The organism is Rhizobium sp. LC145 (assembly GCF_001005825.1).
In the GTDB taxonomy this organism is placed as follows: Bacteria; Pseudomonadota; Alphaproteobacteria; order Rhizobiales; family Rhizobiaceae; genus Neorhizobium.
Window position 1 is genome coordinate 158,519 of the sequence record NZ_LBHV01000010.1, and the last position, 24,389, is coordinate 182,907.

24 protein-coding genes and 2 tRNA genes are annotated in these 24,389 nt (G+C 61.1%); 15 read left to right on the forward strand and 11 right to left on the reverse strand.

The window, feature by feature from the left end; genetic code table 11:
- Positions 1-5: 5 nt before the first annotated feature.
- The 4 genes from YH62_RS23780 to YH62_RS23795 all read right to left on the reverse strand — a co-directional run bounded on the left by YH62_RS23780 (position 6) and on the right by YH62_RS23795 (position 1,366).
- Positions 6-707, reverse strand: a complete 702-nt coding sequence (locus tag YH62_RS23780; protein ID WP_046796783.1) for a hypothetical protein — start codon at positions 705-707, stop codon at positions 6-8.
- Between the two features lie 46 nt (positions 708-753).
- A tRNA-Tyr gene (locus YH62_RS23785) sits at positions 754-823 on the reverse strand.
- Between the two features lie 79 nt (positions 824-902).
- Entirely contained in the window at positions 903-1,124 is a 222-nt protein-coding gene (locus tag YH62_RS23790) for a hypothetical protein (RefSeq protein WP_046796784.1), read from the reverse strand.
- Positions 1,125-1,276: 152 nt separating this feature from the next.
- A tRNA-Ser gene (locus YH62_RS23795) sits at positions 1,277-1,366 on the reverse strand.
- Positions 1,367-1,682: 316 nt separating this feature from the next.
- On the opposite strand from YH62_RS23795, the gene rplU reads away from it, so the two are divergent.
- From rplU to YH62_RS23865, 14 genes are all read left to right on the forward strand, one after another.
- Entirely contained in the window at positions 1,683-1,994 is a 312-nt protein-coding gene (gene rplU / locus YH62_RS23800) for a 50S ribosomal protein L21 (RefSeq protein WP_046796785.1), read from the forward strand.
- A gap of 31 nt (positions 1,995-2,025) precedes the next feature.
- Positions 2,026-2,295, forward strand: coding sequence for a 50S ribosomal protein L27 (gene rpmA / locus YH62_RS23805; protein ID WP_046796786.1), 270 nt, complete (start codon positions 2,026-2,028; stop codon positions 2,293-2,295).
- Between the two features lie 130 nt (positions 2,296-2,425).
- A complete protein-coding gene (locus YH62_RS23810) occupies positions 2,426-3,058 on the forward strand; it encodes a GNAT family protein (protein WP_046796787.1) in 633 nt (210 codons plus the stop codon).
- A complete protein-coding gene (locus YH62_RS23815) occupies positions 3,055-3,642 on the forward strand; it encodes a GNAT family N-acetyltransferase (protein ID WP_046796788.1) in 588 nt (195 codons plus the stop codon). Before YH62_RS23810 ends, YH62_RS23815 begins: the two co-directional genes overlap by 4 nt.
- 183 nt (positions 3,643-3,825) lie before the next feature.
- A complete protein-coding gene (obgE, locus tag YH62_RS23820) occupies positions 3,826-4,887 on the forward strand; it encodes a GTPase ObgE (protein WP_046796789.1) in 1,062 nt (353 codons plus the stop codon).
- Positions 4,884-6,062, forward strand: a complete 1,179-nt coding sequence (proB, locus tag YH62_RS23825) for a glutamate 5-kinase (protein ID WP_046796790.1) — start codon at positions 4,884-4,886, stop codon at positions 6,060-6,062. Before obgE ends, proB begins: the two co-directional genes overlap by 4 nt.
- Positions 6,055-7,335: a glutamate-5-semialdehyde dehydrogenase gene (locus YH62_RS23830; protein WP_046796791.1), complete on the forward strand. Its 1,281-nt coding sequence runs from the start codon at positions 6,055-6,057 to the stop codon at positions 7,333-7,335. Before proB ends, YH62_RS23830 begins: the two co-directional genes overlap by 8 nt.
- A gap of 42 nt (positions 7,336-7,377) precedes the next feature.
- Positions 7,378-7,998, forward strand: a complete 621-nt coding sequence (locus tag YH62_RS23835; RefSeq protein WP_046796792.1) for a nicotinate-nucleotide adenylyltransferase — start codon at positions 7,378-7,380, stop codon at positions 7,996-7,998.
- 177 nt (positions 7,999-8,175) lie between these two features.
- A complete protein-coding gene (gene rsfS, locus YH62_RS23840) occupies positions 8,176-8,565 on the forward strand; it encodes a ribosome silencing factor (RefSeq protein ID WP_046796793.1) in 390 nt (129 codons plus the stop codon).
- Between the two features lie 109 nt (positions 8,566-8,674).
- Positions 8,675-9,157: a 23S rRNA (pseudouridine(1915)-N(3))-methyltransferase RlmH gene (rlmH, locus tag YH62_RS23845; protein ID WP_046796794.1), complete on the forward strand. Its 483-nt coding sequence runs from the start codon at positions 8,675-8,677 to the stop codon at positions 9,155-9,157.
- Positions 9,158-9,246: 89 nt separating this feature from the next.
- A complete protein-coding gene (locus YH62_RS23850; protein WP_046796795.1) occupies positions 9,247-10,668 on the forward strand; it encodes a murein hydrolase activator EnvC in 1,422 nt (473 codons plus the stop codon).
- Positions 10,658-11,989 (forward strand): S41 family peptidase, encoded by a 1,332-nt coding sequence (locus YH62_RS23855; protein ID WP_046796796.1) that lies wholly within the window; start codon positions 10,658-10,660, stop codon positions 11,987-11,989. Before YH62_RS23850 ends, YH62_RS23855 begins: the two co-directional genes overlap by 11 nt.
- 51 nt (positions 11,990-12,040) lie before the next feature.
- A complete protein-coding gene (locus YH62_RS23860) occupies positions 12,041-13,249 on the forward strand; it encodes a divergent polysaccharide deacetylase family protein (RefSeq protein WP_046796797.1) in 1,209 nt (402 codons plus the stop codon).
- 43 nt (positions 13,250-13,292) lie between these two features.
- Entirely contained in the window at positions 13,293-13,829 is a 537-nt protein-coding gene (locus YH62_RS23865; protein WP_046796798.1) for an RNA pyrophosphohydrolase, read from the forward strand.
- A 56-nt stretch (positions 13,830-13,885) separates the two neighbouring features.
- Here the strand turns inward: YH62_RS23865 and bfr are convergent, their stop codons facing one another.
- The 5 genes from bfr to purU form a co-directional block, all read right to left on the reverse strand.
- On the reverse strand, positions 13,886-14,371 hold the full coding sequence (gene bfr / locus YH62_RS23870; protein WP_046796799.1) for a bacterioferritin: 486 nt from the start codon (positions 14,369-14,371) through the stop codon (positions 13,886-13,888).
- Entirely contained in the window at positions 14,337-14,747 is a 411-nt protein-coding gene (locus YH62_RS30855) for a hypothetical protein (protein ID WP_082118477.1), read from the reverse strand. Before YH62_RS30855 ends, bfr begins: the two co-directional genes overlap by 35 nt.
- A gap of 99 nt (positions 14,748-14,846) precedes the next feature.
- Positions 14,847-15,047 (reverse strand): hypothetical protein, encoded by a 201-nt coding sequence (locus YH62_RS23880; protein ID WP_046796801.1) that lies wholly within the window; start codon positions 15,045-15,047, stop codon positions 14,847-14,849.
- 431 nt (positions 15,048-15,478) lie between these two features.
- Positions 15,479-17,935 (reverse strand): aminotransferase class III-fold pyridoxal phosphate-dependent enzyme, encoded by a 2,457-nt coding sequence (locus tag YH62_RS23885; protein WP_046796802.1) that lies wholly within the window; start codon positions 17,933-17,935, stop codon positions 15,479-15,481.
- A 66-nt stretch (positions 17,936-18,001) separates the two neighbouring features.
- Entirely contained in the window at positions 18,002-18,892 is an 891-nt protein-coding gene (purU, locus tag YH62_RS23890) for a formyltetrahydrofolate deformylase (RefSeq protein WP_046796831.1), read from the reverse strand.
- Positions 18,893-19,187: 295 nt separating this feature from the next.
- On the opposite strand from purU, the gene YH62_RS23895 reads away from it, so the two are divergent.
- Entirely contained in the window at positions 19,188-21,005 is a 1,818-nt protein-coding gene (locus tag YH62_RS23895) for an alpha/beta fold hydrolase (RefSeq protein ID WP_046796803.1), read from the forward strand.
- On the opposite strand, the gene YH62_RS23900 is transcribed toward YH62_RS23895, so the two are convergent.
- Together YH62_RS23900 and YH62_RS23905 are read right to left on the reverse strand one after the other, a co-directional pair.
- Positions 20,976-23,405, reverse strand: coding sequence for a glycoside hydrolase family 2 protein (locus YH62_RS23900; protein WP_046796804.1), 2,430 nt, complete (start codon positions 23,403-23,405; stop codon positions 20,976-20,978). The genes YH62_RS23895 and YH62_RS23900 overlap by 30 nt on opposite strands.
- A complete protein-coding gene (locus YH62_RS23905; protein WP_046796805.1) occupies positions 23,402-24,385 on the reverse strand; it encodes a DUF1839 family protein in 984 nt (327 codons plus the stop codon). The genes YH62_RS23900 and YH62_RS23905 overlap by 4 nt, the downstream gene beginning before the upstream one ends.
- Between the last annotated feature and the right edge of the window lie 4 nt (positions 24,386-24,389).

Sequence of the window (24,389 nt, forward strand, 5' to 3'; positions counted from 1 at the left end):
CTCTTTTAGCTGAAGCTCGGCGCTCGTTTCGGTTTAAGGCGGGATCGTTTTGACGACATCGTCCAAGTAGCTCGATCGACAGGGATTTGCTCGACTCTTTCAATCATGCCCCAGTAAGAAGCCATAAACGCCCTGTTAGGCGACTCGATCAGCAATTCGATGATTTCGCAAAGGATCTTCTGGCAATCAAACCAGAGTTCAATTTTTATGAGATCAAGGGATTGGAGAGAGCCTGTGATCTGGCTGTTGATCTTGGTATTCCCTCTATTCAGAGCATGCTTCCACTGACCATGAGCCACCTTATTACGAATAAGGCTGGGATCTTTCACGTATAAATCAATCAGGATTCTCAGCCGTTGCTTTGCATTCGCAGTGAAATTACTCTTCTTAGCAGCGCTTTTTAGGAAGGCCAGCTGGATACACCTCTCCCAGCCGTCAACTACGCTACCATCCCGAATGGCCGCTTTTATTTGAGCTATTTCCGCGAGAGAAAAACCCTTGGGCGTATGAATGGTCTTTGAGAAGCTCGCCTCTACCCAGGCACAGAAGACAAGGGCTAAAGATTTGGTGTGAACGTCAGCAGAAACAGAGTTTCCGGTCCGCAACGCATCGTTAGTCGACCGCCTAAGCTGTCTCCGCGCAATTTCCAGCGCATGAACATTGGCACACTGAGCAGCATATACTGCGAGCCGATCGGCACTATCCATCTCTTATCAACCCGGGCTGTCGAAACGCAGCCTAATGAGACAACGTTTCAACAGCCCGGAATCGAACCAGGGCCTCACGACTACGTCGTGCGCTCTACCTTGCTGAGCTACTGCTGCAGTTTGTCGATAGCACCACAACTGCTTTCTATCAAGCGCGCTCCCGGAGACCGTGACGGGCGATCGGAAGACCAAGCTCTATTCAAAGCGGTCCAAATAGACCCAAGGACCACTTTCATTGATCCGGTCAGCTGTCCGCTCCGCTATAGCCGGATCCACATCAACGAAGTTCTCCTCGATCCATTCTCGTGGATCGATGTTCCAATCTTCAACAAGATCTCCAGCATAGTCCTGGTGATCAACCGCCAGCCCAATGTTCTCTTGGCTTACAAAAGCCGCGATGATTTCGTCCTCGTTCATAGATTTCTCCAGGTCGTGCATTTTCGGAGCGGCGTGACGTTGCAACGAAGCTGAGCGCGCCGCTAGTGTGGCCCTGACTAAATGTCCAGATACAAAGAAAGGGCTGAAAGCATCGGTTAAGTAGGAAAAGCCTTACGGCCGAAGGTTCAAAATGGCGGAGAGGGTGGGATTCGAACCCACGATAGAGTTGCCCCTATGCCGCATTTCGAGTGCGGTGCTTTCGACCACTCAGCCACCTCTCCGCGGGGGCTGGTCGCGCTTTGGATGGCGCGGGCGTTCTCATAGCGATGAAAGATGGGGCTGGCAAGGGGCGAATATCAAGACTTTACAAGCTTTCATCTTGACAGTTTTTTGTCTGTCACGTATGCCCGCACGCGATCAGAGGTGGAAAAGGATTCCCTCTCTCTTTTCTTCGCGAAGAACCCTTCCGGTGTTCCGAGCGAAATTCACCGGCAGACGTCTTCAAAAGCTTGCTTTCGAAAATCCTGCTAGACCGACTGACAAAAAGACGGCCGTTCCGAAAGGGACAGAGCCGGAACGAACATGAAAGGATAAAAAATGTTCGCAGTCATCAAGACCGGCGGTAAACAGTACCGCGTGGCCGCCAACGACGTGCTTACCATCGAAAAGCTGGAAGCCGATGCTGGCGCCGTCGTAGAATTCAATGAAATCCTGCTCATCGGCGAAGGCGCCGATGCAAAGATCGGTGCCCCCTTCGTCAAGGGTGCGACGGTCAAGGCCGAAGTGGTCGAGCATAACCGTGGCAAGAAGGTTCTTTCCTTCAAGAAGCGCCGCCGCCAGAACTCCAAGCGGATTCGCGGTCATCGGCAGCACCACACGGTCGTCCGCATCACGGACATCTTGGCTTAATCGGGATTTCGAAGGTTAAAGGAGAACACCAATGGCACATAAGAAAGCTGGCGGTTCGTCGCGTAACGGTCGCGATTCCGAATCCAAGCGCCTTGGCGTGAAGAAGTTCGGCGGCGAAGCCGTCATCGCAGGCAACATTATCGTGCGTCAGCGCGGCACGCAGTGGCATCCGGGTCAGAACGTCGGCCTCGGCAAGGACCACACGATTTTTGCGCTTACGGCCGGCAATGTGAACTACCGTACGAAGGCCAACGGCCGAGTGTACGTGTCCGTAATGCCGAAAGCCGAAGCAGCAGAATAAAGCCGGTAAGCGTTCTTAAGCAGCCGGTGTCACATCGACCCGGCTGAACGTCCAAGGTTCAGTAAGAAAAAAGGGAAGATGGGACACCACCATCTTCCCTTTTTCTTTACCCCCAACAGGAGGACTGAACATGCAAGGCGAATTGTTGAGGGCGAGCCAATCCCGGCCGCCAGAGGAACGGCTACGGCCGGAGCGGTCGAGGCGCGATTGCCCCGTCTTACTGTCGCAGAGATTGGTTCTGCGAGCCCCCCACGAAGAAGACATCGACGCCCTTGCCCATCTCGCCAACAATGCGAATATCGCGACCATGGTATCGCGTATGCCGCATCCCTATACGGCAAAAGACGCAGCCGATTTCGTGCGACGCGCGAAAAACGGCGAGATTGGCAAGTGCGTCTATGCCATCACGCGAGCCGACAACGGCGCCTTCCTGGGCTGCTGCGCGCTGGAGCCACAGGAAGACGAAAAGGCGCTGGAAATCGGTTACTGGCTCGGCGAGCCCTATTGGAATCAGGGCTATGCCACCGAGGCCGCCCATGTGTTGATCGACATGGCTTTCCGGACCCGCGAGATCGAATATATCGATGCGCGCTGCCGGGTCACCAATGTCGCGTCCCGCCGGGTCATCCAGAAATCGGGCTTCCAGTTTCAGGGCAGCGGCATGGTAGGCTCGCTGGCGCTGGGCGGCATGATCGCCGTCGAATGGTACAGGCTCGATCGCAAGACCTGGATGTCGCTGAGAAGCTGGGGGGAACTCAGATGAACGCCGCCGTTCTGGAAAGGCGGGTCGTAACCCGTCCGATGCCGGGGCCCTGCCCCGTCATCTCCACGGGCCGGCTGGTGCTGAGGCCCCACCGAATGAGCGATGCGGCAAGCATTGCGGAATCGCTTGCGGACTTTCAGGTGAGCCGCATGCTTTCGCGCGTGCCACAGCCCTATGACAGGCAGGATGCACTGGATTGGCTCGTTCCGCGGATTTCCGGCGACCTCAACGAATGGGCGCTCGCAATTACGACCGGCGACGACGTCCATATCGGCGTTGTCGGCATCGAATTGAGGCATGGGCTGTGGCATCTCGGCTATTGGCTGAACCGCTTCTACTGGGGCCGTGGCTATATGACGGAAGCGGCAGGCGCGGTGTTGGAGCGCTTCTTCCGGCGCATGCCGGAAACCAAGCTTCACTCCGGGGCCTTTGCCGACAACATTGCTTCACTGCGGGTGCAGACGAAGCTCGGCTTCAACATCGTCGATGCCAGCCAGCTTTTCAGCCTGTCCCGCAACAGCATGGCGCCACATATCAAAACCGTTCTGGATGCCCGGAACCTGCGGTTCTCCAGCCGACCGTGACGCTTCCAAAACAGCCGGCGGAGGCAAGCCTCCGCTGGCTGCAGAGCGACGCCCATGCCATTTCCGATTGATATAATGGCTTGCGGACTTCGTGATAGTCTTTGACCTTCGCCTTAACCGGCGATACGAAATCCACCGATTGCCTAAACGTCAGGCGCCGACAAAGACAGGACTTCCCAGCAGATGAAATTTCTCGACGAGACAAAGGTCTACATACGCTCTGGCGACGGCGGCGCGGGCGCGGTCTCGTTCCGGCGTGAAAAGTTCATCGAGTTCGGAGGTCCGGACGGCGGCGACGGCGGGCGCGGCGGCGATGTCTGGGTCGAAGCGGTAAACGGTCTCAATACGCTGATCGACTTCCGCTACCAGCAACACTTCAAGGCCAAGACCGGCACGCACGGTATGGGCCGCAACCGCACCGGCGCGAACGGTGCCGACGTGACGCTGAAAGTGCCGGTCGGCACGCAGATCTTCGAGGAAGACAGCGAGACGCTGATCGTCGACATGACCAAGGAAGGCCAGCGGTTTCGCCTTGCGAAGGGCGGCAATGGCGGCTTCGGAAACGCTTATTTCAAGTCCTCCACCAACCAGGCGCCGAACTGGGCCAATCCCGGTCTCGAAGGGGAAGAGAAGACGATCTGGCTGCGGCTCAAGCTGATTGCGGATGCCGGTCTTGTCGGCCTGCCAAATGCCGGCAAGTCGACCTTCCTGGCGACCGTCACGCGGGCGCGGCCGAAGATCGCCAATTATCCTTTCACCACGCTGCATCCCAATCTGGGAGTTGCGACCATCGACGGTCGCGAATTCGTGCTGGCCGATATTCCGGGGCTGATCGAAGGCGCCCATGAAGGCGTGGGCATCGGCGACCGATTCCTCGGCCATGTGGAGCGCACCCGGGTGTTGCTGCACCTCGTTTCGGCACAGGAGGAAAACGTCGGCAAGGCCTATAAGACAGTGAAGCATGAGCTGGAGGCCTATGGCGGGGGATTGATCGACAAGCCGGTGGTCGTGGCCCTCTCGCAAATCGATGTGCTGGACGAGGCCGAGCTCAAGAAAAAGGCCAAGGAACTGGAAAAGGCGAGTGGGCAGAAACCCTTCCTGATCTCCGCAGTCACCAACAAGGGCATGACGGAGGTTCTTCGTGCGCTCCGCGACGTGATCGTCGAGGCGAGCGCAGGCGAAGAGACGACGCTGCCGGACCGCTCGGTACCGTTCCAGGACGGCAGCGAGGAGGAGGCGCAATGAGCGTCGCCCGCAAGCCGCTCGCCAGTCATCGCCGGATCGTCATCAAGATCGGATCGGCCCTGCTTGTCGATCGCAAGAGCGGATTGAAGAAGGCTTGGCTCGACGCGATCTGCGCCGACATCGCCGCGCTGAGGAAACAGAATGTCGATGTGCTGGTCGTGTCCTCGGGCGCAATTGCCCTTGGCCGCACGGTCCTCGATCTGCCTTCCGGGGCCTTGAAGCTCGAGGAAAGCCAGGCCGCCGCCGCCGTCGGCCAGATTGCGCTCGCCCGCGCCTGGTCGGAAAGCCTGTCGAGGGACGATATCGTCGCCGGTCAGATCCTGTTGACGCTCGGGGATACCGAAGAGCGCCGCCGCTATCTGAATGCGCGCGCGACGATCAGCCAGCTCCTGAAGATCGGCGCCGTGCCGATCATCAACGAAAACGACACGGTCGCGACCTCGGAGATCCGGTATGGGGACAATGACAGGTTGGCGGCGCGCGTCGCAACCATGACCGGAGCGGACCTTCTCGTCCTGCTTTCCGATATCGACGGCCTCTACACGGCTCCGCCGCATCTCGATCCAAACGCGAAATTCCTGGACATCGTATCGGCCATCACGCCCGAGATCGAGGCTATGGCGGGGGGCGCGGCCTCGGAGCTTTCGCGCGGCGGCATGCGGACCAAGATCGATGCCGGAAAGATTGCGACCGGCGCAGGTTGCGCGATGATCATTGCTTCCGGCAAGACCGATCATCCGCTGAAGGCGATCGAGGAAGGGGGGCGCTCCTCCTGGTTTGCGCCTTCCGGCACGCCGGTGACGGCACGCAAGACCTGGATCGCCGGGCAGCTTCAGCCGGCCGGGGAACTTTTCGTGGATGCGGGCGCGGAAACCGCCCTCGGCAGCGGCAAGAGCCTCTTGCCGGCCGGCGTGCGCCGCATCGAAGGCAATTTCCACCGCGGCGATACGGTCGCGATTATCGGGTCGGACGGCCGGGAGATCGCCCGCGGGCTGGTGAGCTACGATGCCGAGGAGGCGCGCCAGATCACCGGCCGTAAATCCAGCGAGATCGAGGCGGTGCTTGGCTATGCGGGGCGTGCCGCCATGGTCCATCGCGATGATCTGGTGATGACCGCACCGGCCGGACGCAAGGCCCGTAAAGAGGATCACAAGGAGGATGCCGCTCATGCTTGACAGGGTCGCGATGACGGATGTGACGGCCATCATGGACGAGATCGGCAGCAACGCCAAGGCGGCTGCGCGGGCGCTCGCGACGGCCGGCACCGAGGCAAAGGACAAGGCCCTCCTTGCCATGGCCGATGCGATCCTGGCGTCCCGGGACAAGATACTCGCCGCGAACGCGGCGGACCTGAAGAATACCGAAGGCAAGGGGCTCTTACCCTCGTTCGTCGATCGCCTGACGCTGACCGAAAAGCGTATTTCCGACATGGCGCAGGCGCTTCGCGAGATCGCCGCTCTGAAGGACCCGGTCGGTGATGTGATCGCCGCCTGGGACCGCCCGAACGGATTGAAGATCGAACGGGTACGCACGCCGCTCGGCGTCATCGGGGTGATATACGAGAGCCGCCCCAACGTGACCGCCGATGCCGGTGCGCTCTGCCTCAAGGCCGGCAATGCGGTGATTCTGCGCGGCGGATCGGATTCCATCCATTCGTCCCAGGCGATCCATGCCTGCCTGGTCGAGGGGCTGAAGGCTGCGGGCCTTCCGGAACATGCGATCCAGGTCGTGCCCACGACCGATCGTGCGGCGGTCGGCGCCATGCTGTCCGGTCTCGGCGGCGCGATCGACGTGATCGTGCCGCGCGGGGGCAAAAGCCTCGTCGCACGCGTTCAGAACGAGGCCCGTGTGCCGGTCTTCGCTCACCTCGAAGGCCTTTGCCACATCTATGTGGACGCTTCTGCCGATCTCGAAATGGCCAGGAAGATCGTCGTCAACGCCAAGATGCGCCGCACCGGCATTTGCGGCGCGGCCGAGACCCTGCTGGTCGACAGCGCGGCTATCGGCACGCACCTGATGCCGGTCCTGGAAGCGCTGACGGAGGCGGGCTGCGAAATCCGCGCTTCCTCGGCGGTGCTGAAGGTCTTCCCTGGCCTCAAGCCGGCGACTGAGGAAGATTGGCGTACCGAATATCTCGATGCGGTCATCTCGGTCGCGATCGTCGACGGCATTTCCGGCGCCATCCGCCACATCAATACCTATTCCTCCAACCATACCGAGGCGGTGATCGCGGAAGACTCCAAGGTGGTGGAACGCTTCTTCAACGAGCTCGACTCGGCGATCCTGCTGCACAATGCCTCGACGCAGTTCGCCGATGGCGGGGAATTCGGCATGGGAGGCGAGATCGGCATTTCCACCGGCAAGATGCATGCCCGTGGGCCCGTAGGTGTCGAGCAGCTCACTTCGTTCAAGTACCGCGTGCATGGCACCGGGCAGATACGGCCCTGACATCACGTGGAGGGGGAACGAACAGACCGACGCTATCTTGTCATGCCGCATGTGGAGCGCGGCATGGTCGTCGGGCTTTTCGGCGGCTCCTTCAATCCGCCGCATGAGGGGCACCTGCTGGTCGCGGAGATCGCGCTTCGGCGGCTCGGTCTCGATCAGCTCTGGTGGATGGTGACGCCCGGAAACCCCTTGAAGAGCCGCAGTGAACTCGCTTCGCTCGAAGACCGGCTCGCCATGAGCGAACGGTTGGTTCACGATCCGCGGATCAAGGTCACCGCCTTCGAAAAGAGCCTCGACAGCGCCTATACGGCCAGGACGCTCGCCTTCGTCAAGGCGCGCAACCCGGATATCCGCTTCATCTGGATCATGGGTGCGGACAGCCTCAAGACCTTTCATCAATGGCAGAAGTGGCGGCAGATCGCCTGCACCTTCCCGATCGCCGTCATAGATCGGCCAGGCTCGACATTGTCGTTCCTGTCTTCGCGGATGGCCCGTGCTTTCGATTATGCCCGCGTTGACGAGGATGATGCGGGCGTGCTCTGGAAGAAGCGGGCTCCGGCCTGGACCTTCATTCACGGGCCCAGGTCGGCGCTGAGTTCCACCGCAATCCGGGCAAATGGCTGGGAAACGGGCAAAAGTCACGAAAAACCGGCCGCCGAATGATACCAGGCATGGTTTCCCGTCTCTCCCCTTCACCTTTTGGCACCATCTCTTGAAAGATCGCCAATTCGATGCCACCTTCTGAACAGGCGGCCCGGATCATACCGGATTCGCCGGGAATGCCTGTAACTGTTACGGAAGAAAGGAAGACCCCTGACAACAGTGCACGCAAAGGGAAAGATGGCCTCCGTCCTCCCGCAGAGCCTGGAACGTGGCGCCGATGCCGCCGCCCGCGCTCTAGAACTGGTCCTCGCAAGCCTCGAGGACTCCAAAGCCGAAGATATCGTCACCATCAACATCGCCGGAAAATCTGCGCTCGGGGACTACATGGTCGTTGTCTCCGGACGATCGAGCCGGCATGTCACGGCGATCTGCGATCACCTGATCTCGGACCTCAAGGACGAAGGGTATGGAAGTGCCCGAGTCGAGGGCCTGGAGACGGGCGATTGGGTGCTGATTGACACCGGTGACATCATCATCCATGTGTTCCGCCCCGAAATCCGCGAGTTCTACAACATCGAAAAGATGTGGGCCGCTCCGGATATCGAGGAAGGCGCGCTGCTACACTGATCGGGCTTAGGCTTGTCCTGAGCCGATCGGATCGAAGGTCAGATCCTGGTGGTCGGGCGTAGGCTCGGCGCCATAAGGAATTCGACCGCCAAAATCATCAGGACAGGACATGCGGATAAGCCTCTTTGCCGTGGGACGGCTGAAAGCCGGACCCGAAAAGGAACTTGCGTCCCGTTATATCGACCGCTTCGCCAAGGCAGGGCCGGCGGTGGGACTTGAATTGGCCAAGCAGATCGAGATCGCAGAAAGCCGCGCGGCCAATGCCGAAACCCGCAAACGCGAGGAAGCGGCGGGGCTCGAAAAATCGCTTCCGGAAGGTGCCGTCCTCATCCTGCTCGACGAACGAGGCAAGAGCCTCGACAGCGAGGCATTCGCGGAGTTGATCGGCCGTTACCGCGACGGGGGCAAGCGCGACATGATGCTGGCGATCGGCGGCGCCGACGGACTCGATCCGGAGCTTCGAAGCCGAGCGGACGCGGTCCTGAACCTCGGGAGCATGACCTGGCCGCACCAGCTCGTGCGTATCCTGATCGCCGAGCAGCTCTACAGGGCCGTCACCATTCTCGCAGGCCATCCCTATCACCGGGCGTGAACGGCAAACACAATCTTGTTTCTGGCCTTGAGCGACAAATCAGCTTAGCCTTGAGACGCTTCAAGCGATCCAGCCTTATCGGAACGGGCATGAAACCACCGGCTTCGCAATTTCCCAGGCGCGCCCTGCCGCTCATCGCGGCAGGCCTCGGCTTGGCCTGTCTTGCCGGTTCTGCTTCATCCGTGGCACTGGCTCAGGTCACCGAGCAAGCGCCCGCCGCAGCCGCACCGTCCACTCCAGCCACCCCCGCAGATCCTTCGACCGATCTTCAGCGCAAGCGCGACGAAACGCGCGGCGAACTGGAGGAACTGACGCGCACGATCACGATTTCGGAGGAAAAGGCTGCGGCGATCGAACAGAATATCGCCGAGCTCGAAAAGACCGCGACCAATCTGCGCCAGGCGCTCATCGATTCCGCGGCTCGCCGGAAGGAGTTGGAAAATCAAATCCTGGCGAGCGAACAGAGGCTCGCGCGGCTGCACGTCCAGGAAGGCGTCATCCGCGGCTCCTTGAAGGAGCGGCGGGCGGTTCTCGCGGAAGTGCTCGCCGCCCTGCAGCGCATGGGGCGCAATCCGCCGCCGGCGCTTCTGGTCACGCCGGAAGACGCGCTCGCCTCGGTGCGCAGCGCTATCCTGCTCGGCGCGGTCGTTCCGGGAATGCGTGCCGAGACCGAGAAACTGGTGGTCGATCTTCAGGCGCTGGCCGACCTCCAGGCCGAAGCGGTCGATGAAAAGACCGCGGTTGCCGGTACCATCGCCGCGAGCCTGGAAGAAGAAAAGCGCATGGATCTTCTTCTCGCGGAAAATGAAAAGCTGAACCAGAAAAGCACGGCCGAGCTGGAGGCGGAACGACATCGTTCCGAGGAGCTCGCTGGTCGTGCCACATCGCTCGAAGGCCTTATCAGCTCGCTCGAGGGTGAAATCGCCTCGGTGCGCGAGGCAATGGAGCAGGCCCGCCGGGAGGAGGAGCGCCAAAAGCGGCTTTCTCAGGCCGAACGCGACAGGGCGAAGGAGCTTGCCGAGAGCGGCATGCCCGACAAAAACCGCATTACCCCCGCATATGCGTTTTCGAGCCTGAGGCAGAAGCTGGAGCTTCCGGTCGCCGGCGACGTCCTGCGTCAGTATGGCGACGCGGACGGGACCGGACATACCGCCAGGGGCATCACCGTTGCCTCCAATCCGGGTTCGGTGGTGACGGCGCCGGCCGATGGCCTGGTCGTTTTCGCCGGCGCCTTCAGGAGCTACGGTCAGATGATCATCCTCAATGCCGGAGACGGTTACCACCTGGTCCTTTCCGGCATGGACGAAGTGAACGTGAGGCAGGGAAAATTCGTCTTTTCCGGCGAACCCATCGCGGTGATGGGACAGAAAAGAGTGGCAAGCGCAACGGCATTGGCGCTGGAAACCGAGCGGCCAACGCTTTACATTGAATTCAGAAAGGACGGCACGCCGGTCGATTCGAGACCGTGGTGGACCGCGCAGGAAACTGGAAGGGCACGAAATGATTCGTAGGGCTTCTCTCGTCATCGTCGGCGCGCTCATGGGGGCGACCGCGATGAGCATGATTTACTCGGCCGGAGTGCCGGCGCAGGCGGCCGGCCCCTCGACCTATCGCGAGCTGTCGATTTTTGGCGATGTTTTCGAGCGCGTTCGGGCGCAGTACGTGACGCCGCCGGATGAGCAGAAGCTCGTCGAGAATGCCATCAACGGCATGCTGACTTCGCTGGATCCGCATTCCAGCTTCATGAACTCCAAGGATGCCGAGGACATGCGCACGCAGACGCGCGGCGAGTTCGGCGGGCTTGGCATCGAAGTCACGATGGAAAACGAGCTCGTCAAGGTGATCGCGCCGATCGACGACACGCCCGCAGCGCGTGCCGGCATTCTGGCAGGCGACTTCATTTCCGAAATCGACGGCGCGCCGGTTCGCGGCCTCAAGCTCGAAGACGCGGTCGAGAAGATGCGCGGCGCGGTCAACACGCCGATCAAGCTGACGGTCATCCGCCAGGGTGCCGACAAGCCGCTCGAGATCACCGTCGTACGCGATATCATCGCCGTGCGTGCCGTTAAATCCCGCGTCGAGGGCGAGGATGTCGGTTATCTGCGCGTGATCTCCTTCACGGAAAAGACCTATGACGATCTGGAAAAGGCGATCCAGAAGATCAAGGCGGACGTGCCGGCCGACAAGCTGAAAGGCTACGTTCTCGATCTTAGGCTCAATCCAGGCGGTCTTCTCGACCAGGCGATCAATGTTTCCGATGCCTTCCTGGAGCGTGGCGAAGTGGTTTCCACGCGCGGCCGCAATGCCGACGAGACCCGTCGCTTCAATGCCGGACCGGGCGACCTGACGGATGGAAAGCCGGTGATCGTGCTCATCAACGGCGGCTCCGCCTCGGCCTCGGAAATCGTGGCGGGTGCCCTGCAGGATCTGCGCCGGGCAACCGTAGTCGGCACCCGCTCCTTCGGCAAGGGATCGGTCCAGACGATCATCCCGCTTGCAGATGCGGGCGCTCTTCGGTTGACGACGGCGCTTTACTACACGCCGTCGGGTAAATCGATCCAAGGCACCGGCATCGAGCCGGACGTCAAGGTCGAGCAGCCCCTGCCGGAAGAGTTGCAGGGCAGGGTGCGCGCCGAAGGTGAATCGAGCCTCCGCGGGCATATCCAGGGCCAGAACGAGACCGACGAAGGCTCGGGCTCCGTCGCCTATGTGCCGCCGGAAGCCAAGGATGATATCCAGCTCAATTATGCGCTCGATCTCCTGCATGGCAGGAAGACGGACCCCTCCTTCCCGCCGAACCCGGAAAAGGCGGCTGCAGCCGTCAAGCAGTAATCCGATGGGAAGCCGGCCTAGAGCCGGCTTCTTCTTGAGGTCATCAAATCCTTGGGCACCGATCTCCATGCACCGCTGGGACAGAACCGGCCGTCCGGCCGGCGGCGGACAAGGATGTTCCGCCCGATCTTTCTGCTGGCCGTTTTCGGCATCGTCGGCATTCTGGGACTTTCCCTTTATGCGATGCGGGGCGATGAAGCGCTGAGGCAGGTGTCGGAAGACGCCTCCTTGCCGCCCGTCGAACCGGCAGAGAATGCGGCCGAAAAGATTGCCTCAGACTCCAGCGACCTCGCAAGTAACGGCCTGCCCCGATCGAGCCCTCATTCCGGGGCCAGCGTTGAGCGGACGCTCACCGATGACGGGGTGGTGGTGACCAAATACACGCCTCGCCGGCGTCAAGGCGAAGGACCGGTGTTGATCGATACGCCACGGATCGGCCAGGATCCGCGAATGGCCGCCTTGCCGAATGAAGCGCTGCTCGAGGAGACGCCCCATGGCCGTTTGCCCGTAATCGGCACGGATGGCCTGCGCCCCATGGATCAATATGCGCGGCCCTGGTCCGGCGCTCGCGGCACGCGCGTCGCCATCGTGGTGGGAGGTCTGGGGCTCAGCCAGACTGGCTCCCAGAAGGCCATCAAGGAATTGCCCGGAGGCGTGACGCTCGCCTTTGCGGCCACCGGCAACAGCCTTCAGCGATGGATGCAGGAAGCGCGCCGCAGCGGCCATGAGATACTCATACAGGTTCCGCTCGAACCTTTCGGCTATCCGAACAATGATCCAGGCCCCTCGACGCTTCTGGCCGATGCCCCGGCCGGGGAAAATCTCGCCCGGCTGCACGAAGCCATGGGCACGATCACCAATTACACGGGCATCATGAACTATCTCGGCGGCCGCTACCTCGCCGATGCCGATGCGCTGGAGCCTGTTCTGCGCGACATTGCGAGCCGCGGCTTGCTGTTTCTCGACGATGGTTCTTCGACGCAATCGGCAAGCGGGAACATCGCGAAGGCGATCGAACTGCCGCACGCTTTCGCAGATGTGACGCTCGACGGACAGTTGCAGGTAGAGGCGGTGTTGAGAAAACTGGACGATCTGGAGAGAATAGCGCGCCGAAACGGGACGGCGATCGGGGTTGCCTCCGCTTTCGATGAGAGCATAGAAGCCATTCGCCAGTGGGCCGCAGAGGCCGAGCGGCGGGGCATCGAAATCGTCGGGATATCCGCGCTGGTGACCGATCCTGCGAAGGCGCAAGGGAATTGAGCCGCAGCTACACCTATTCAATCTAAACGAGGCAGAAAACGAGATGAATAACGGTGGCAAGAAATCCGTGAGACCGGAAGACCTTCCCTATCGGCCTTGCGTCGGCGTGATGGTTTTGAACCGGGAGGGGCTGGTATGGGCCGGCCGCCGGATTGCCGAAGGAAATACCGAGTATGACGGCTCGCCGCAGCTTTGGCAGATGCCCCAGGGGGGTATCGACAAGGGTGAGGACCCACTCGCGGCTGCCTATCGGGAACTCTACGAGGAAACCGGTATCCGCTCCGTTTCGCTGCTTGCTCAGTCGAGGGACTGGATCAATTACGATCTGCCGCCGCAACTGATCGGCATCGGCCTCAAGGGAAAGTATCGCGGCCAGACGCAGCGCTGGTTTGCGTTTCGTTTCGAAGGGGATGAAAGCGAGATTTCCATCAACCCGCCACCGGGTGGACATGAGCCGGAATTCGATGCCTGGGAGTGGAAGCCGATGGCTGATCTGCCTGGGCTTATCGTACCCTTCAAGCGAGCGGTCTACGATCAGGTGGTGGCCGAATTTGCCCATCTGGCTCAGGCGGCTGCGTGAGCCGAGAGCATGAGCCCGGCGGAGCAGATTGCCCGCCGGACTTCGTTCTCAGCAAATTATTCTGCGGAATCGGCCGAGTCGGCGTTAAGCTGGCCGTACTTCTCTTCACCGATCTTTTCGAGAAGTTCGAGCTGGGTCTCCAGGAAGTCGATATGGCCTTCCTCGTCGGCAAGCAGTTCTTCGAACAGCTTCATGGAAACATAGTCTCCCGCCGCGTGACAGATATCACGAGAGGCCTTGTATGCCGTGCGGGCATCATATTCGCCGGCAAGATCGGCTTCCAGAACTTCCTTGACGTTCTGGCCGATGCGCAGCGGTCCGACGGTCTGCAGGTTCGGATGGCCCTCAAGGAAGATGATGCGCTCGATCAGCTTGTCGGCGTGATGCATCTCTTCGATCGATTCGGCGCGTTCCTTCTTTGCGAGCTTGGTATAGCCCCAGTCCTCGAGAAGGCGGTAATGCAACCAATATTGGTTGACGGCGCCAAGCTCCAGGAACAGTGCCTCGTTAAGCTGCTCGATGACTTTTGAGTCGCCTTTCAATGTCCGCTCTCCTGTTTTCCTCATGGAATTCTTTCAAGCGGGACATATAAACGACAACCTCGGCTTCCGTCGAGTGGCGGTGGGCGTGATAATCCTCCGTCGTACGAATGATCAGATCGACGACGTTCGGGAAGCAGCCGCAACAGCGACCGCGTTTTGCCATGGCATGGTAGACTTTGGCGGGTACGATGAGCTGCCAACAGTCTTCATCAAGGAGCTGGACGATAGTGTCCCTGATTTCCTTTTCGGTAATGTAATTGCAACTGCAAACCAGCATTCTTACGCAACCCGTCAAACCTGACCAATGGTATCCGCTTTTTTTGCTAAAGCGGATAAGGGATGTCAAGAAAAAAGCGGTTGTTCCTTCAAGGAACATCTAATAATCGCGTGAACCTCGGAAAGACCTGGGCACCGGACATGAAAAACCGCCCGGCAGCAATGCGGGCGGTTTGGTAAATTGCTTCGGTTTGAAATATCAGGCGTGAATGGCGGCCGGCACATTGTTGCGCGAGCGCACGAGGTCCCGGATCGCCAGACGCACCTGATCGGGCGTATCGAAACGCTGCTCGTCGAGGTCGATGACGTGGAACTTGACCGCAATGAACTTCAGGCGGTCCTGGTCCGGGACTACGATGCCGACGGGCTCGCCGCCGAACTCAATAACTTGCTTCTGCATGGAACAGACTCCCGCTGTGGCTGCCGAGGCAGCTCTGCGAATGAATTTTCTGGAACGATTGAACCGGAGCGTTACATTCGACAGCACGGAAGGGAGCAGGGTCCCGTGCCATTCACTTTAAACGCGGCTTGACCAGAGCTGGTGGCGACGCGGATCATTTTATTCATGTCACTCTCCCCAGTGTGGTGGTTGCGCCTCTGTCGAGCGGATTCGCCGATCTCGACGAAGCGGAATGTATGCGAATCCATCGATGCAATCAACGAAAAACACGCTACATAGAATTTTTTTCTGTAGCATGACAAGAAAAGGGCGGAATTGTGAAATCTCATTCGCAATTGGGCGACCTTCGTCCGTCAGCCCTTAGATAGGATGAGAAGCAGCCCGAACAAGATCGGAGGGAGGAAATCTCCTTCGGCGGCGGTTTCCATCCCTCAACTTTCCGAGAGGATGTCCTCCAGGATCTCAATGAAGAAATAGGCGCTTTCCGGTGCCAGGCAGAGCGGTGGGCGCAGCGGAAGCCGACCGGTACCTTCGTTGGTCACCAGCACTCCGTTCCGGCGCAATCTTGCGCCAAGGGCCTCGGCGTCACCGTCATAATCGATTGCAAGATCAAGCCCATTGCCGTGAACGGCCACGACCGTTGGAAAGCGTTCGGAGAAACGTTCAAGAAAAGTCTTGAGATAGGCACCGGTCTCGCGGGCATTTTCCCGAAGCGCTTCCTTTTCCAGGAGTTCCAGTGCGGCATTCGCCATAGCAAAACTCGCTGCACCGATCGAGCGCGGTGTTCGCTCGTCAAGATGTCCGGCCGCGATTTCGCTTCTGGTGAACACACCGACAAAGCCGGTTGCCGCAGGGCTCCCGGCGATCAGGATATCCGGCACGAGCCCCGTTTCCTCAAAGGCCCAGGCATAGTGGCCGAGCCGGCCATAGCCGGTGGCTGTCTCGTCGGCGACCGCAAGGTCGTCCCGGCCCGCCTTCAGCTCCACCACGAGTTGGGCCGCGGCCGCGGGGCTCTCGGTAAAGAAGGCTCTATCGAGTTCATCCGGAAGAAGGGCAGCCATCCGCCGGCGATATTCCTCCTCCGCATGGGAGGCTTTTTCCGGTGCAGCGTCGAGCAACAGCAATTGCCGTTCCGCTGCGGATGCTAGTTCCCTCCGGCTATGGCCGACAAGGCCGGCTGCGCCGCTGAAATCGAGCAGAAGCCGGCCGGCGCCATCATAAAGGTATTCACGCCAGCCGCGCACGAGCCGCGCCCGCTCCTCCGGTTGAGGTGCATCGATATCAATGCCGAGCAAGGCGGAAGGCGAGGGGCAGACGATGCTCCAGATGCCCGCCTGCTCCGCTGTCGAAAACAGCGGAGGTACGAGTTCCGGATCGCGGCAGAGACGCAGTCTCAACCCTCCGACGGAACCCTCCGCCCCGGCGACGGTGCCGATCGCATCGCCGGGGGCAAGCTCGGTGTCTTCCGCATGCTCGCAGGCGAGACCCTCGGCATGGAGCGTCAGCCCGGCGCCCGAAAGCACCAGCCTTGGACCGGCGGCCTTCAGCCTGCCGGAAAAAGGCGCGGCCGCGACTGTTCCGGCAGGAACGCACACATCGATATGCAGCGCGAAGTTTTCCGGCCGGCCGTGGGTATTCGTCTTCGTGCGAGACAGCCGGAATTCGCCGTAGCGGGTGCTGCCCATGCCGGTTTCCCACGCGACATGCGCAAGCAGTTTCCAGTCTATTTCCGGCTCGGCCCAGTTTCCTTCCCGGAAATGTGCGCTGGTCATGCCGAGATCGACCAGCCGTATGCGGTCGGGATCGATTTCCGGCAGCAGCCGCCCGATAACCGGCATGGTCTTGGCTATGCCGCAGGCATCGAGGATGGCCGCGCTCATCAGGGCGGGCGAGGCTTCCGCGACTTTCGCGAGAAGGCTCCGCCTTTCCTCTGCCTCTGCCGCCGCCTCGTAGCTTTCCGGATCGGCCGCGTGCCTGTGCTCGGCAGTCGCGGCCGTCAGGGCGATGCGGATTACCACCAGGGGCCACAGGGCCTCCAATTCGGCTTCCGTCAGCGGATAAAGCGCATGATAGGCACGCGCCGCCGGCAGGATGGCGAAGGGATCGCCGCCATTGCGCTGAAGCAGGAAAGCACAGCTCGTGGCAAGGCCCGCCACGAGCCAGCCGCGGGCAATGCCGGTGAAATCCGTCAAACCGTCTGGACGCCAATCTCCTTCCCTTATGTCTCCCACCACCGACAAGCCGGTGAGGTTCTGATGGGAGGGCTGGATGCGCAGTTTCGCTCCGAGCGGTTGAATGCGCCTAAGCGACGTGACCATGGCCTTGGCAATCATGTCACGCGCCGAATGGTCCTCGACGGTGGACAGAAGCTCGACCACCAACGGTCCGGCGCGCCGCAGATCGAGCTCCGGCACGCGGTCGAGCACGGGATGTTCGAAGCCTTCGAGGCTCTTGGTCAGCGCCGCCGAGAGCGTGCCGAAGGCGGCGATGGCCTCCTCGGAGAAGGGGCCTTCGGTGGGCGGCGGCGAACCGTCGAGAAAGGTGAGGAGGCGTACCCGATATTCCTTATCGGCAAGGGAAAGCCGAACCACATCTCCATTTTCCCGTGCGGCGACCGGCTCCGGCACTCGCGGTCCATCCGGACTGCGGGCGACATGCCGCATCAGCGCATGTTCCCCTTCGACATCCTGTTCAGGATCGTCGGCGGGCGCTGCCTTCAGGAGATAGCGCATATGGCCGTTGTCGATCAGGAAATAGGGATGCCGTCTTCCGGCGATCGAGTTTATCGTGCCGGAAAGCCCATAGTGGTCCCTGAGCACAGCCTCCACCTCTTCGGCCGATATGGCTCGGCCGTCAGTTTCGCCATCGACAGGAAAGGCATCGGACATGCACCGCTCCGGAAACAAATGTTCCCGGAGAGGATAGCGCGCCGCAACCGCGCGTCCATAGGTCTATCAGCCCATGCGTTCGGAGGCGTAGCTTCCAGGGCTCGGCGGGAAGACGACGGTGCGGTTGCCGTTGATGAAGGTGCGATGGTGTATATGCGCATGGATGGCGCGGGCGAGTACCTGCGCCTCCACGTCGCGGCCGAGCGAAACATAGTCATCGGGCGACTGCGTATGGGTGATGCGCACCGTGTCCTGCTCGATGATCGGGCCTTCGTCCAGATCGGCCGTGACGTAGTGCGCCGTGGCGCCGATCAGCTTGACGCCTCGCTGATAGGCCTGCTTGTAAGGGTTCGCGCCCTTGAAGCTCGGCAGGAAGGAATGGTGGATATTGATGATCCGGCCCGACATTTTCGCGCAGAGCTGGTCGGAAAGCACCTGCATGTAGCGGGCGAGCACGATGAGTTCCGTGCCCGTCTGTTCGACCAGATCCAGGAGCTGGGCTTCGGCCTGCGGTTTGTTTTCCTTCGTCACCTTGACATGGTGGAAGGGAATGTCGTGGTTGACGACGACCTTCTGATAATCGAAATGGTTGGAGACGACGCCGACGATCTCGATCGGCAGGGCGCCGATCTTCCAGCGGTAGAGCAGATCGTTGAGGCAGTGGCCGAAGCGCGAGACCATCAGCAGCACCTTCATGCGCTCGGCCGCGTCGTGGATGTCCCATTCCATGCCGAATTTCTTCGCGACGGGCTCAAAGCCCTCGATCAGGGCGGGGCGGCTGACGCCCTCCTCGGAAATGAAGGAGACGCGCATGAAGAATTTGCCGGTGTCCAGATCGTCGAACTGCGAACTATCGATGATGTTGCAACCCTTCTCCGTAAGGTATCCGGAGATCGCGGCCACAATGCCCCTGGTGGACTTGCAGGTTACGGTCAGAACGTAATTCATCTTCGTCATCATTTCCCTCGCCACTTTTCCGGCCGCATGATGTATACATGAACGAGGCGCCAGGGAATATCCGGCGCCTCAATCTCTCCTCGTCGGTCTGAGCTTAGGGAAGGGCGCCGAAAATTCCGTTCCCGTTGCGCCCTTCACGTGCGCATCCCCGTCGCGCCTGCCCTTACGCCGGACGTGGCAGCAGCGATTCCGGCACACTCTAGGTGGAAACCGCAAATTATTGCGGGCGCCTTAAGGCTTTGGCAGCGAGATTGGCGTATTCGTCGGCGATCTCTTCTGATCTTTCGGCGACATCATGGCGGACGTCCGGAACACTTCCATTCCCTCGGCTATCTTTCGGCCAGCTGCCGAGCCGGTCACGTTCGACGGGACGGTCGGCCTTTTCTCCAGCCTCCGCCCCGGCGCCGATCCCTCCTCTTTTGCCGTGCTCTTTGCCAGTCCATGGGGCCTGGAGGAGATGTGTACCCGCAAGTTCTGGCGCATCATTTCCGAAAAGCTCGCCGATCGCGGTATCGCCAGCCTGCGCTTCGACTATCCCGGCACCGGGGACGCGCTGGATGTCGAAAGCGGGCTTTCGGTCTGGTCGGATAGTCTCATCGCCGCGGGCGATCAGTTGAAAGCGCTTTCCGGCTGCGAGAATGTCGTCGTCATCTCCCAAGGGCTTGGCGCCGTCATCACTACCAGGGCTGCGGCGGACCTGCCCGGATTGGCAGCGATTGCCTTTCTGGCGCCCGTCGTCTCAGGGCGGCAACACCTGCGCGAGCTTGCCGTCTGGTCCAGGGTCGTCGATGAAAATCTCGGACTTTCGCAAGAGCAGCGCGTCAGTGATCGGGTGTCCATCGCTTCGTTCACCATGCCTCCCGAGGTGGCGGAAGAGGTGCGCAAGCTCAGCCTGGCGACACTCGAGAAGCCCCCTGCACCGCGTGCTCTCGTGGTGGGCAGGGCTGATCGGCCTGCCGATAGGGAATTCGCCGCCCGGCTGCAATCGCTCGGCATCGAGGTGACGGAACAGGCGTTCGAGGGATATGACCAACTCGTCTCCAATCCGGCGATCTCCAGGCTGCCGCTGCGGGCCGCGGATCGCCTTGTCGATTGGGTCGCATCGCTGCCGTCGACAACGGGGCAAAGTCCAGTCAGCCCGCCGATGGCCTCGGCCAAGCCGCTCACCGGAGACGGGTTTCGCGAGCTTCCTGTCCGCCTTGGAAAGGGCGATCGGCTTTTCGGGGTGGTCTGCGAACCGTTGCAACCCCGCATGGGAGCGACGGTGCTCTTTCTCACCTCCGCCTATGACCGGCATGCCGGTTGGGGCCGAACGACGGTGATGATGGCCCGCGCCCTTGCGCGCTCCGGCATTGCCTCTCTGCGCTTCGATACGGCCAATGCCGGCGACAGCCCGCCCGTGCAGGGTCTGCCGGAACAGGTTCTCTATGATTCCTGCCAGAATGCAGATGTCTCGGAGGCCGTAGACTATCTGGAAAGCCGCGGTCTCGGCCCGGTGGTCGCGGTCGGCCGCTGCAGCGGCGCCTATCTCGGCCTTCAGGCGGCGCTCGCGGATGCCCGCATCGCGGGCGTGGTGTCCGTCAATCCCGCAGTCCTCCGCTGGCGGCCCGGCCGCTCCGTGGAAGAGGCGATCGTCAAGGGCACACGGCGGCTGGAGGACTATGGGCAGCGGGTTCTGCGGACGGAGACTTTCCGTCGCTTGGCTCGCGGCGAGATCGATGTGAGGCGCGCCGGCGTGAATATCCTCAAAGGCGTCAGCGGCAGGATAGCAAACAGGCTGCTTCATGCATTCCGCGGCATTCTGCCGGAAGGGCAGGCTATCTATGCCATGTTCCGGACGTTGCGGCAGCGGGGTGTGCCGGTCGCACTGATCTACAGCGAAAACGATCTCGGCCTGGAGCAGCATGATTTCTATTTCGGCCATGACGGAAGCGGCTTTGCGCGGTTCCCGGACGTCACCTCCACCATCATTCCGAATGCGGATCATAATCTGACGCCGGAGCACGCGCGGGCAGCCTATCTCAAGGCTGTCGAGGAGATGGCATTGCGTGTCACACGCAGCCGTCACCCGGAGGATGAAACATCAGAACGGGACGGCCCTCTCGCCGCCTAGCGCCCGAACGGTGCCGGATGGCCGGCCCGGTGCGGTTCCCTCGAGGGCAGTCAGTCTCACCCGCCTTGTCTCGCCCGGCGCGAGGTGAAGCCAGTTGTCTCCGGCGCGGAAGCCCGGCGCTTCGATCGCGAGCGATTGCGCCAGGCAATCCGTCGAAAGTTCCAGCCGGTAGCCCTCTTCATCCTCCGTCAGCGCGGTTTCAATGACGGCATCGTGGAAGGCTTCTGCCCTGCCGAGCGGAAAGTGGAAGGCCTCGGCGATCATCTCGCCGGTTTCCGCATGTTTCAGCCGCGCGACCGTCACGTCATGAGAAGGCGGGCCGAAACGATAGGCATAGGTAGTGTCGAAGAAGGCGCCGAAGAGATCGGTGGCGGCGAATGTGCGGCTGTTTCGTGGATCAACAGCCAATTCGCGCCGGGCGGAAACCACAGGCATCTTTCCTTCGCGCAAACACGAGATTTCCAGAATGGCTGGCAGGGAAAATGCGGTTTCGTTGATGAGATGCAGGTTCAGGCCGTTCGTGCCTTCGTCCGCGAAGATGAGCTGAATCGGCCGGAAGGCACGTTTGAGGGCGTACCAGGCGGGCTTCGGCCGGCCGCTCGCATCGACCACGCCCCAGCCCGGTCCAGGCATCACGTCCTGAAGCGTGAATGTCAGCGCGCCATTGCATGTTGAGCCCGGCCGCCGCCATTCGGCAAAGGCTGTTTCCATCACTTCGCCGGTCACGATGCGGGAAAGGGCGAGATAGCGGTCGAAATCGCTCTCCCGAAGCTTTTGCGGGTCCACGCCGTATAGAAGGCCGAGATAATGGTCCCGCACATCCTCGAAATCCCAATCCGCGCCCGAATCACGCGGAATTCCTTCCTTCCCACCTGCGAGCGTTTCCTGGGCGGAGAGATTGGAGAAGGCGAGGCATTCTGCCGCGAAACGGATGTTTGCGCGGCGGGCATCCTCCAGCGGACGCCTATAAGCGCCGACGCCGTAATAATGGGCGATTCCCGCATTCGGATAGAAGGGCAGAGCGCCGCCGCAGGGGGAATTCGGCACATAGGGGACATCCGGCCGCTTCTCCGCCGCGATGCCGGCAAGCGTTTCCTCGAAAAGCGGCCCTTTCCAGATGCGTTCCGGCAGGCCGAGCATCGCTGCCTGCTGATGGATTTCGCTGCCGCCGCAGAGCACGGCAAGCGATGGAGACGCTTGCGTGGCGGCAAGAAACTGCCCGGCTTCGGTTTTCACGTGAATCACGAAATCCGGATCGCCCGCCGGATAATCGAAATTGGCGAACATGAAGTCCTGCCAGACCATCAATCCAAGTTCATCGCAGAGCGCGAAGAAATCCGGCGTTTCATAGGCCGCTATTCCGGGAATGCGGATCATGTTCATGCCGGCTTCCTTTGCCAGCCGCAGCCAGGGCTCGTAGCTCTTGCGGTCACCGGGAAGACGGACGATATCGGCGGCCGTCCAGACCGAGCCGCGGCAGAATATCTTCTCGCCATTGAGGATCAGGCCGAAGCTCTGGTCGTCTTTGCCGCGATCGACCTCGATACGGCGAAAGCCGGTGCGGCAGAGAAGGCGATCGGCGCCGTCGATCCGGAGCGTCACGTCATGGAGGTTCGGTTCGCCATGGGTATGCGGCCACCAAGGTTTGATATCGGGAATGTGCAGCTCGGCGGAATATCTTCCCTCGGTTGCCGTAAAACGCGTTTCGCGGCCGTCGCAAGCCAGACGGAAGTCCCTGACTGAGCCTTCATGGACAAAGCTGACCTCGAGTATGCCTGTTCCGTTTTCTGCAAGCTTTGCGGAAATGGTGGGTGAAGAGGTAAAAGCCTGCTTCCGGATCAGCTTGACTGGCCGCCATGGACCAACGGCATGTATTTCCGGGCACCAGCCGGGCATGAAGCCGAGTGCCGTGGTGCGGATGAGCCGCAGCCCTTGCGCATTCATGAGCCGTGGGCGCCAGCGGGCGCGAGGACCGGTGCGTTCGAGGTGCGGGCCGAGTGCTCGAAAGCAAACGGCCAGTTCTTCTCCGCCCGCCAGCACAACCGGGACGTCATGCGCCTCGAACATGCTTTCCGAGGAGAGGATTAGTTTTCCGTCGAGAAAGGCCTCCGCCACCGTGGCCAGTCCCTCGAAACGCAGGATGGCCGGTCCCACCGCCCCATGCGGCAACCGGAGGCGATACCAGGCGTCCTTCCCCGTCAGCGGCTCCGGTCGGTTACGATCAAACCGGCCGATCGCGTCCAATGCGGCGGCAACTGTGCCCGGTACGATGGCCGGAATGGCATCGAGCGTTGCGGGAAGCTCGGCCGGCCCGGAAAATGCGCCGGGCGCGGTCAGCACGAGCGACCAGCCCTCGTGGAGAAGGCTGGTTTCGGCATCGGTCGGTGAAAATCCGCTCACGCCGCCTCGCGGGTGCCGTCTAGCGCCACGCTCAATTTCGTCATCAGGTTATCCCAGGCTTCGGCTGCCGGATCGAGCGCGGTGGCGAGCGGTTCGAATTTCCGGCGCGTGACCGCGCGGGCGAGCTGGAACTGCGTGGATTTGGCAATCTCGGCGATCCGCAGGGCCCGCTCCTCGGCGGTCGCGAAGGCTTTTGGGTTCAGCCAGGTGAGGTGGCTTGCCAGAAGCTCGAAATTGGCGCCGAACTGGCGCAACGTGTTGAAGGCGTATTTGTGGAAGAAGCCGAAATCGCGTTCCGCCACGCGCTCCACCTGGTCCGGAAAAACCTCGGCAAAGGCGCGGATCGGGTTTTCCGCCGGGCGGCGTGCGAAATGGTGGCGCAGAAGCCGCCAGGCCGTCTCGCGGATCGTCGCCTCTTCGGGATAGATTGCCGGGAATTTCGCAAACTCCGTATAGGGCAGGAAGGGCAGCGTGTCCGGGCCGGCATTCATCTGGAAGAGACCGTTGAAATCTTCGCCGGAAAGCTGGAAGAAGCCGGCATTATGGAAATAGTCGAGCTCGCGCCTTTCGAGATCGAGCCGGTTGATCGCCACGGTGGTCTTGCCGTGCTCCTGGCGGTAAGTAAGGCCGCGCGTGTCGGGCAGGTGGAAGCTGTCGAGTTCCATGAGGCAGAGCCGGCCGCGGCCAATCTGTTCCAGGACATGGCCTTCCGGCCGGTCGAAGATCGCAAGTTCGGTTACGCGGATGCCGAACAGCGTTTCGAGATCCTCCAAGGGCACCTTGAAGAAGGTGGCCTGATCGCCTTCGAAATCCTGTGTCACGGTGAAGCCGAGCATGGCTTCCGGCGGCAGTTTCTGGGCCGAAAGCACTTCGATCCACAGATCGACATAGCAATTGGTTTCCGGCCATATGCGCTCGGAGGAATGCAGCCCGTGCGGCCGATAGTTTGCCGGATCGAGCCCCGGGAAGACCGTGGTCATCGCC

Bases quoted from the DNA above. Each gene is read 5' to 3' on its own strand.
- proB (WP_046796790.1), top strand. From the start codon at position 4,884: ATGAGCGTCGCCCGCAAGCCGCTCGCCAGTCATCGCCGGATCGTCATC.
- YH62_RS30855 (WP_082118477.1), bottom strand. From the start codon at position 14,747: ATGTTCCTTGAAGGAACAACCGCTTTTTTCTTGACATCCCTTATCCGC.
- YH62_RS23865 (WP_046796798.1), top strand. From the start codon at position 13,293: ATGAATAACGGTGGCAAGAAATCCGTGAGACCGGAAGACCTTCCCTAT.
- YH62_RS23810 (WP_046796787.1), top strand. From the start codon at position 2,426: ATGCAAGGCGAATTGTTGAGGGCGAGCCAATCCCGGCCGCCAGAGGAA.
- YH62_RS23880 (WP_046796801.1), bottom strand. From the start codon at position 15,047: ATGCAGAAGCAAGTTATTGAGTTCGGCGGCGAGCCCGTCGGCATCGTA.
- YH62_RS23855 (WP_046796796.1), top strand. From the start codon at position 10,658: ATGATTCGTAGGGCTTCTCTCGTCATCGTCGGCGCGCTCATGGGGGCG.
- YH62_RS23790 (WP_046796784.1), bottom strand. From the start codon at position 1,124: ATGAACGAGGACGAAATCATCGCGGCTTTTGTAAGCCAAGAGAACATT.
- rsfS (WP_046796793.1), top strand. From the start codon at position 8,176: ATGGCCTCCGTCCTCCCGCAGAGCCTGGAACGTGGCGCCGATGCCGCC.
- rplU (WP_046796785.1), top strand. From the start codon at position 1,683: ATGTTCGCAGTCATCAAGACCGGCGGTAAACAGTACCGCGTGGCCGCC.
- YH62_RS23885 (WP_046796802.1), bottom strand. From the start codon at position 17,935: ATGTCCGATGCCTTTCCTGTCGATGGCGAAACTGACGGCCGAGCCATA.
- YH62_RS23835 (WP_046796792.1), top strand. From the start codon at position 7,378: ATGCCGCATGTGGAGCGCGGCATGGTCGTCGGGCTTTTCGGCGGCTCC.
- YH62_RS23850 (WP_046796795.1), top strand. From the start codon at position 9,247: ATGAAACCACCGGCTTCGCAATTTCCCAGGCGCGCCCTGCCGCTCATC.
- YH62_RS23905 (WP_046796805.1), bottom strand. From the start codon at position 24,385: ATGACCACGGTCTTCCCGGGGCTCGATCCGGCAAACTATCGGCCGCAC.
- purU (WP_046796831.1), bottom strand. From the start codon at position 18,892: ATGACGAAGATGAATTACGTTCTGACCGTAACCTGCAAGTCCACCAGG.
- rlmH (WP_046796794.1), top strand. From the start codon at position 8,675: ATGCGGATAAGCCTCTTTGCCGTGGGACGGCTGAAAGCCGGACCCGAA.
- YH62_RS23815 (WP_046796788.1), top strand. From the start codon at position 3,055: ATGAACGCCGCCGTTCTGGAAAGGCGGGTCGTAACCCGTCCGATGCCG.
- YH62_RS23895 (WP_046796803.1), top strand. From the start codon at position 19,188: ATGGCGGACGTCCGGAACACTTCCATTCCCTCGGCTATCTTTCGGCCA.
- rpmA (WP_046796786.1), top strand. From the start codon at position 2,026: ATGGCACATAAGAAAGCTGGCGGTTCGTCGCGTAACGGTCGCGATTCC.
- YH62_RS23830 (WP_046796791.1), top strand. From the start codon at position 6,055: ATGCTTGACAGGGTCGCGATGACGGATGTGACGGCCATCATGGACGAG.
- obgE (WP_046796789.1), top strand. From the start codon at position 3,826: ATGAAATTTCTCGACGAGACAAAGGTCTACATACGCTCTGGCGACGGC.
- YH62_RS23780 (WP_046796783.1), bottom strand. From the start codon at position 707: ATGGATAGTGCCGATCGGCTCGCAGTATATGCTGCTCAGTGTGCCAAT.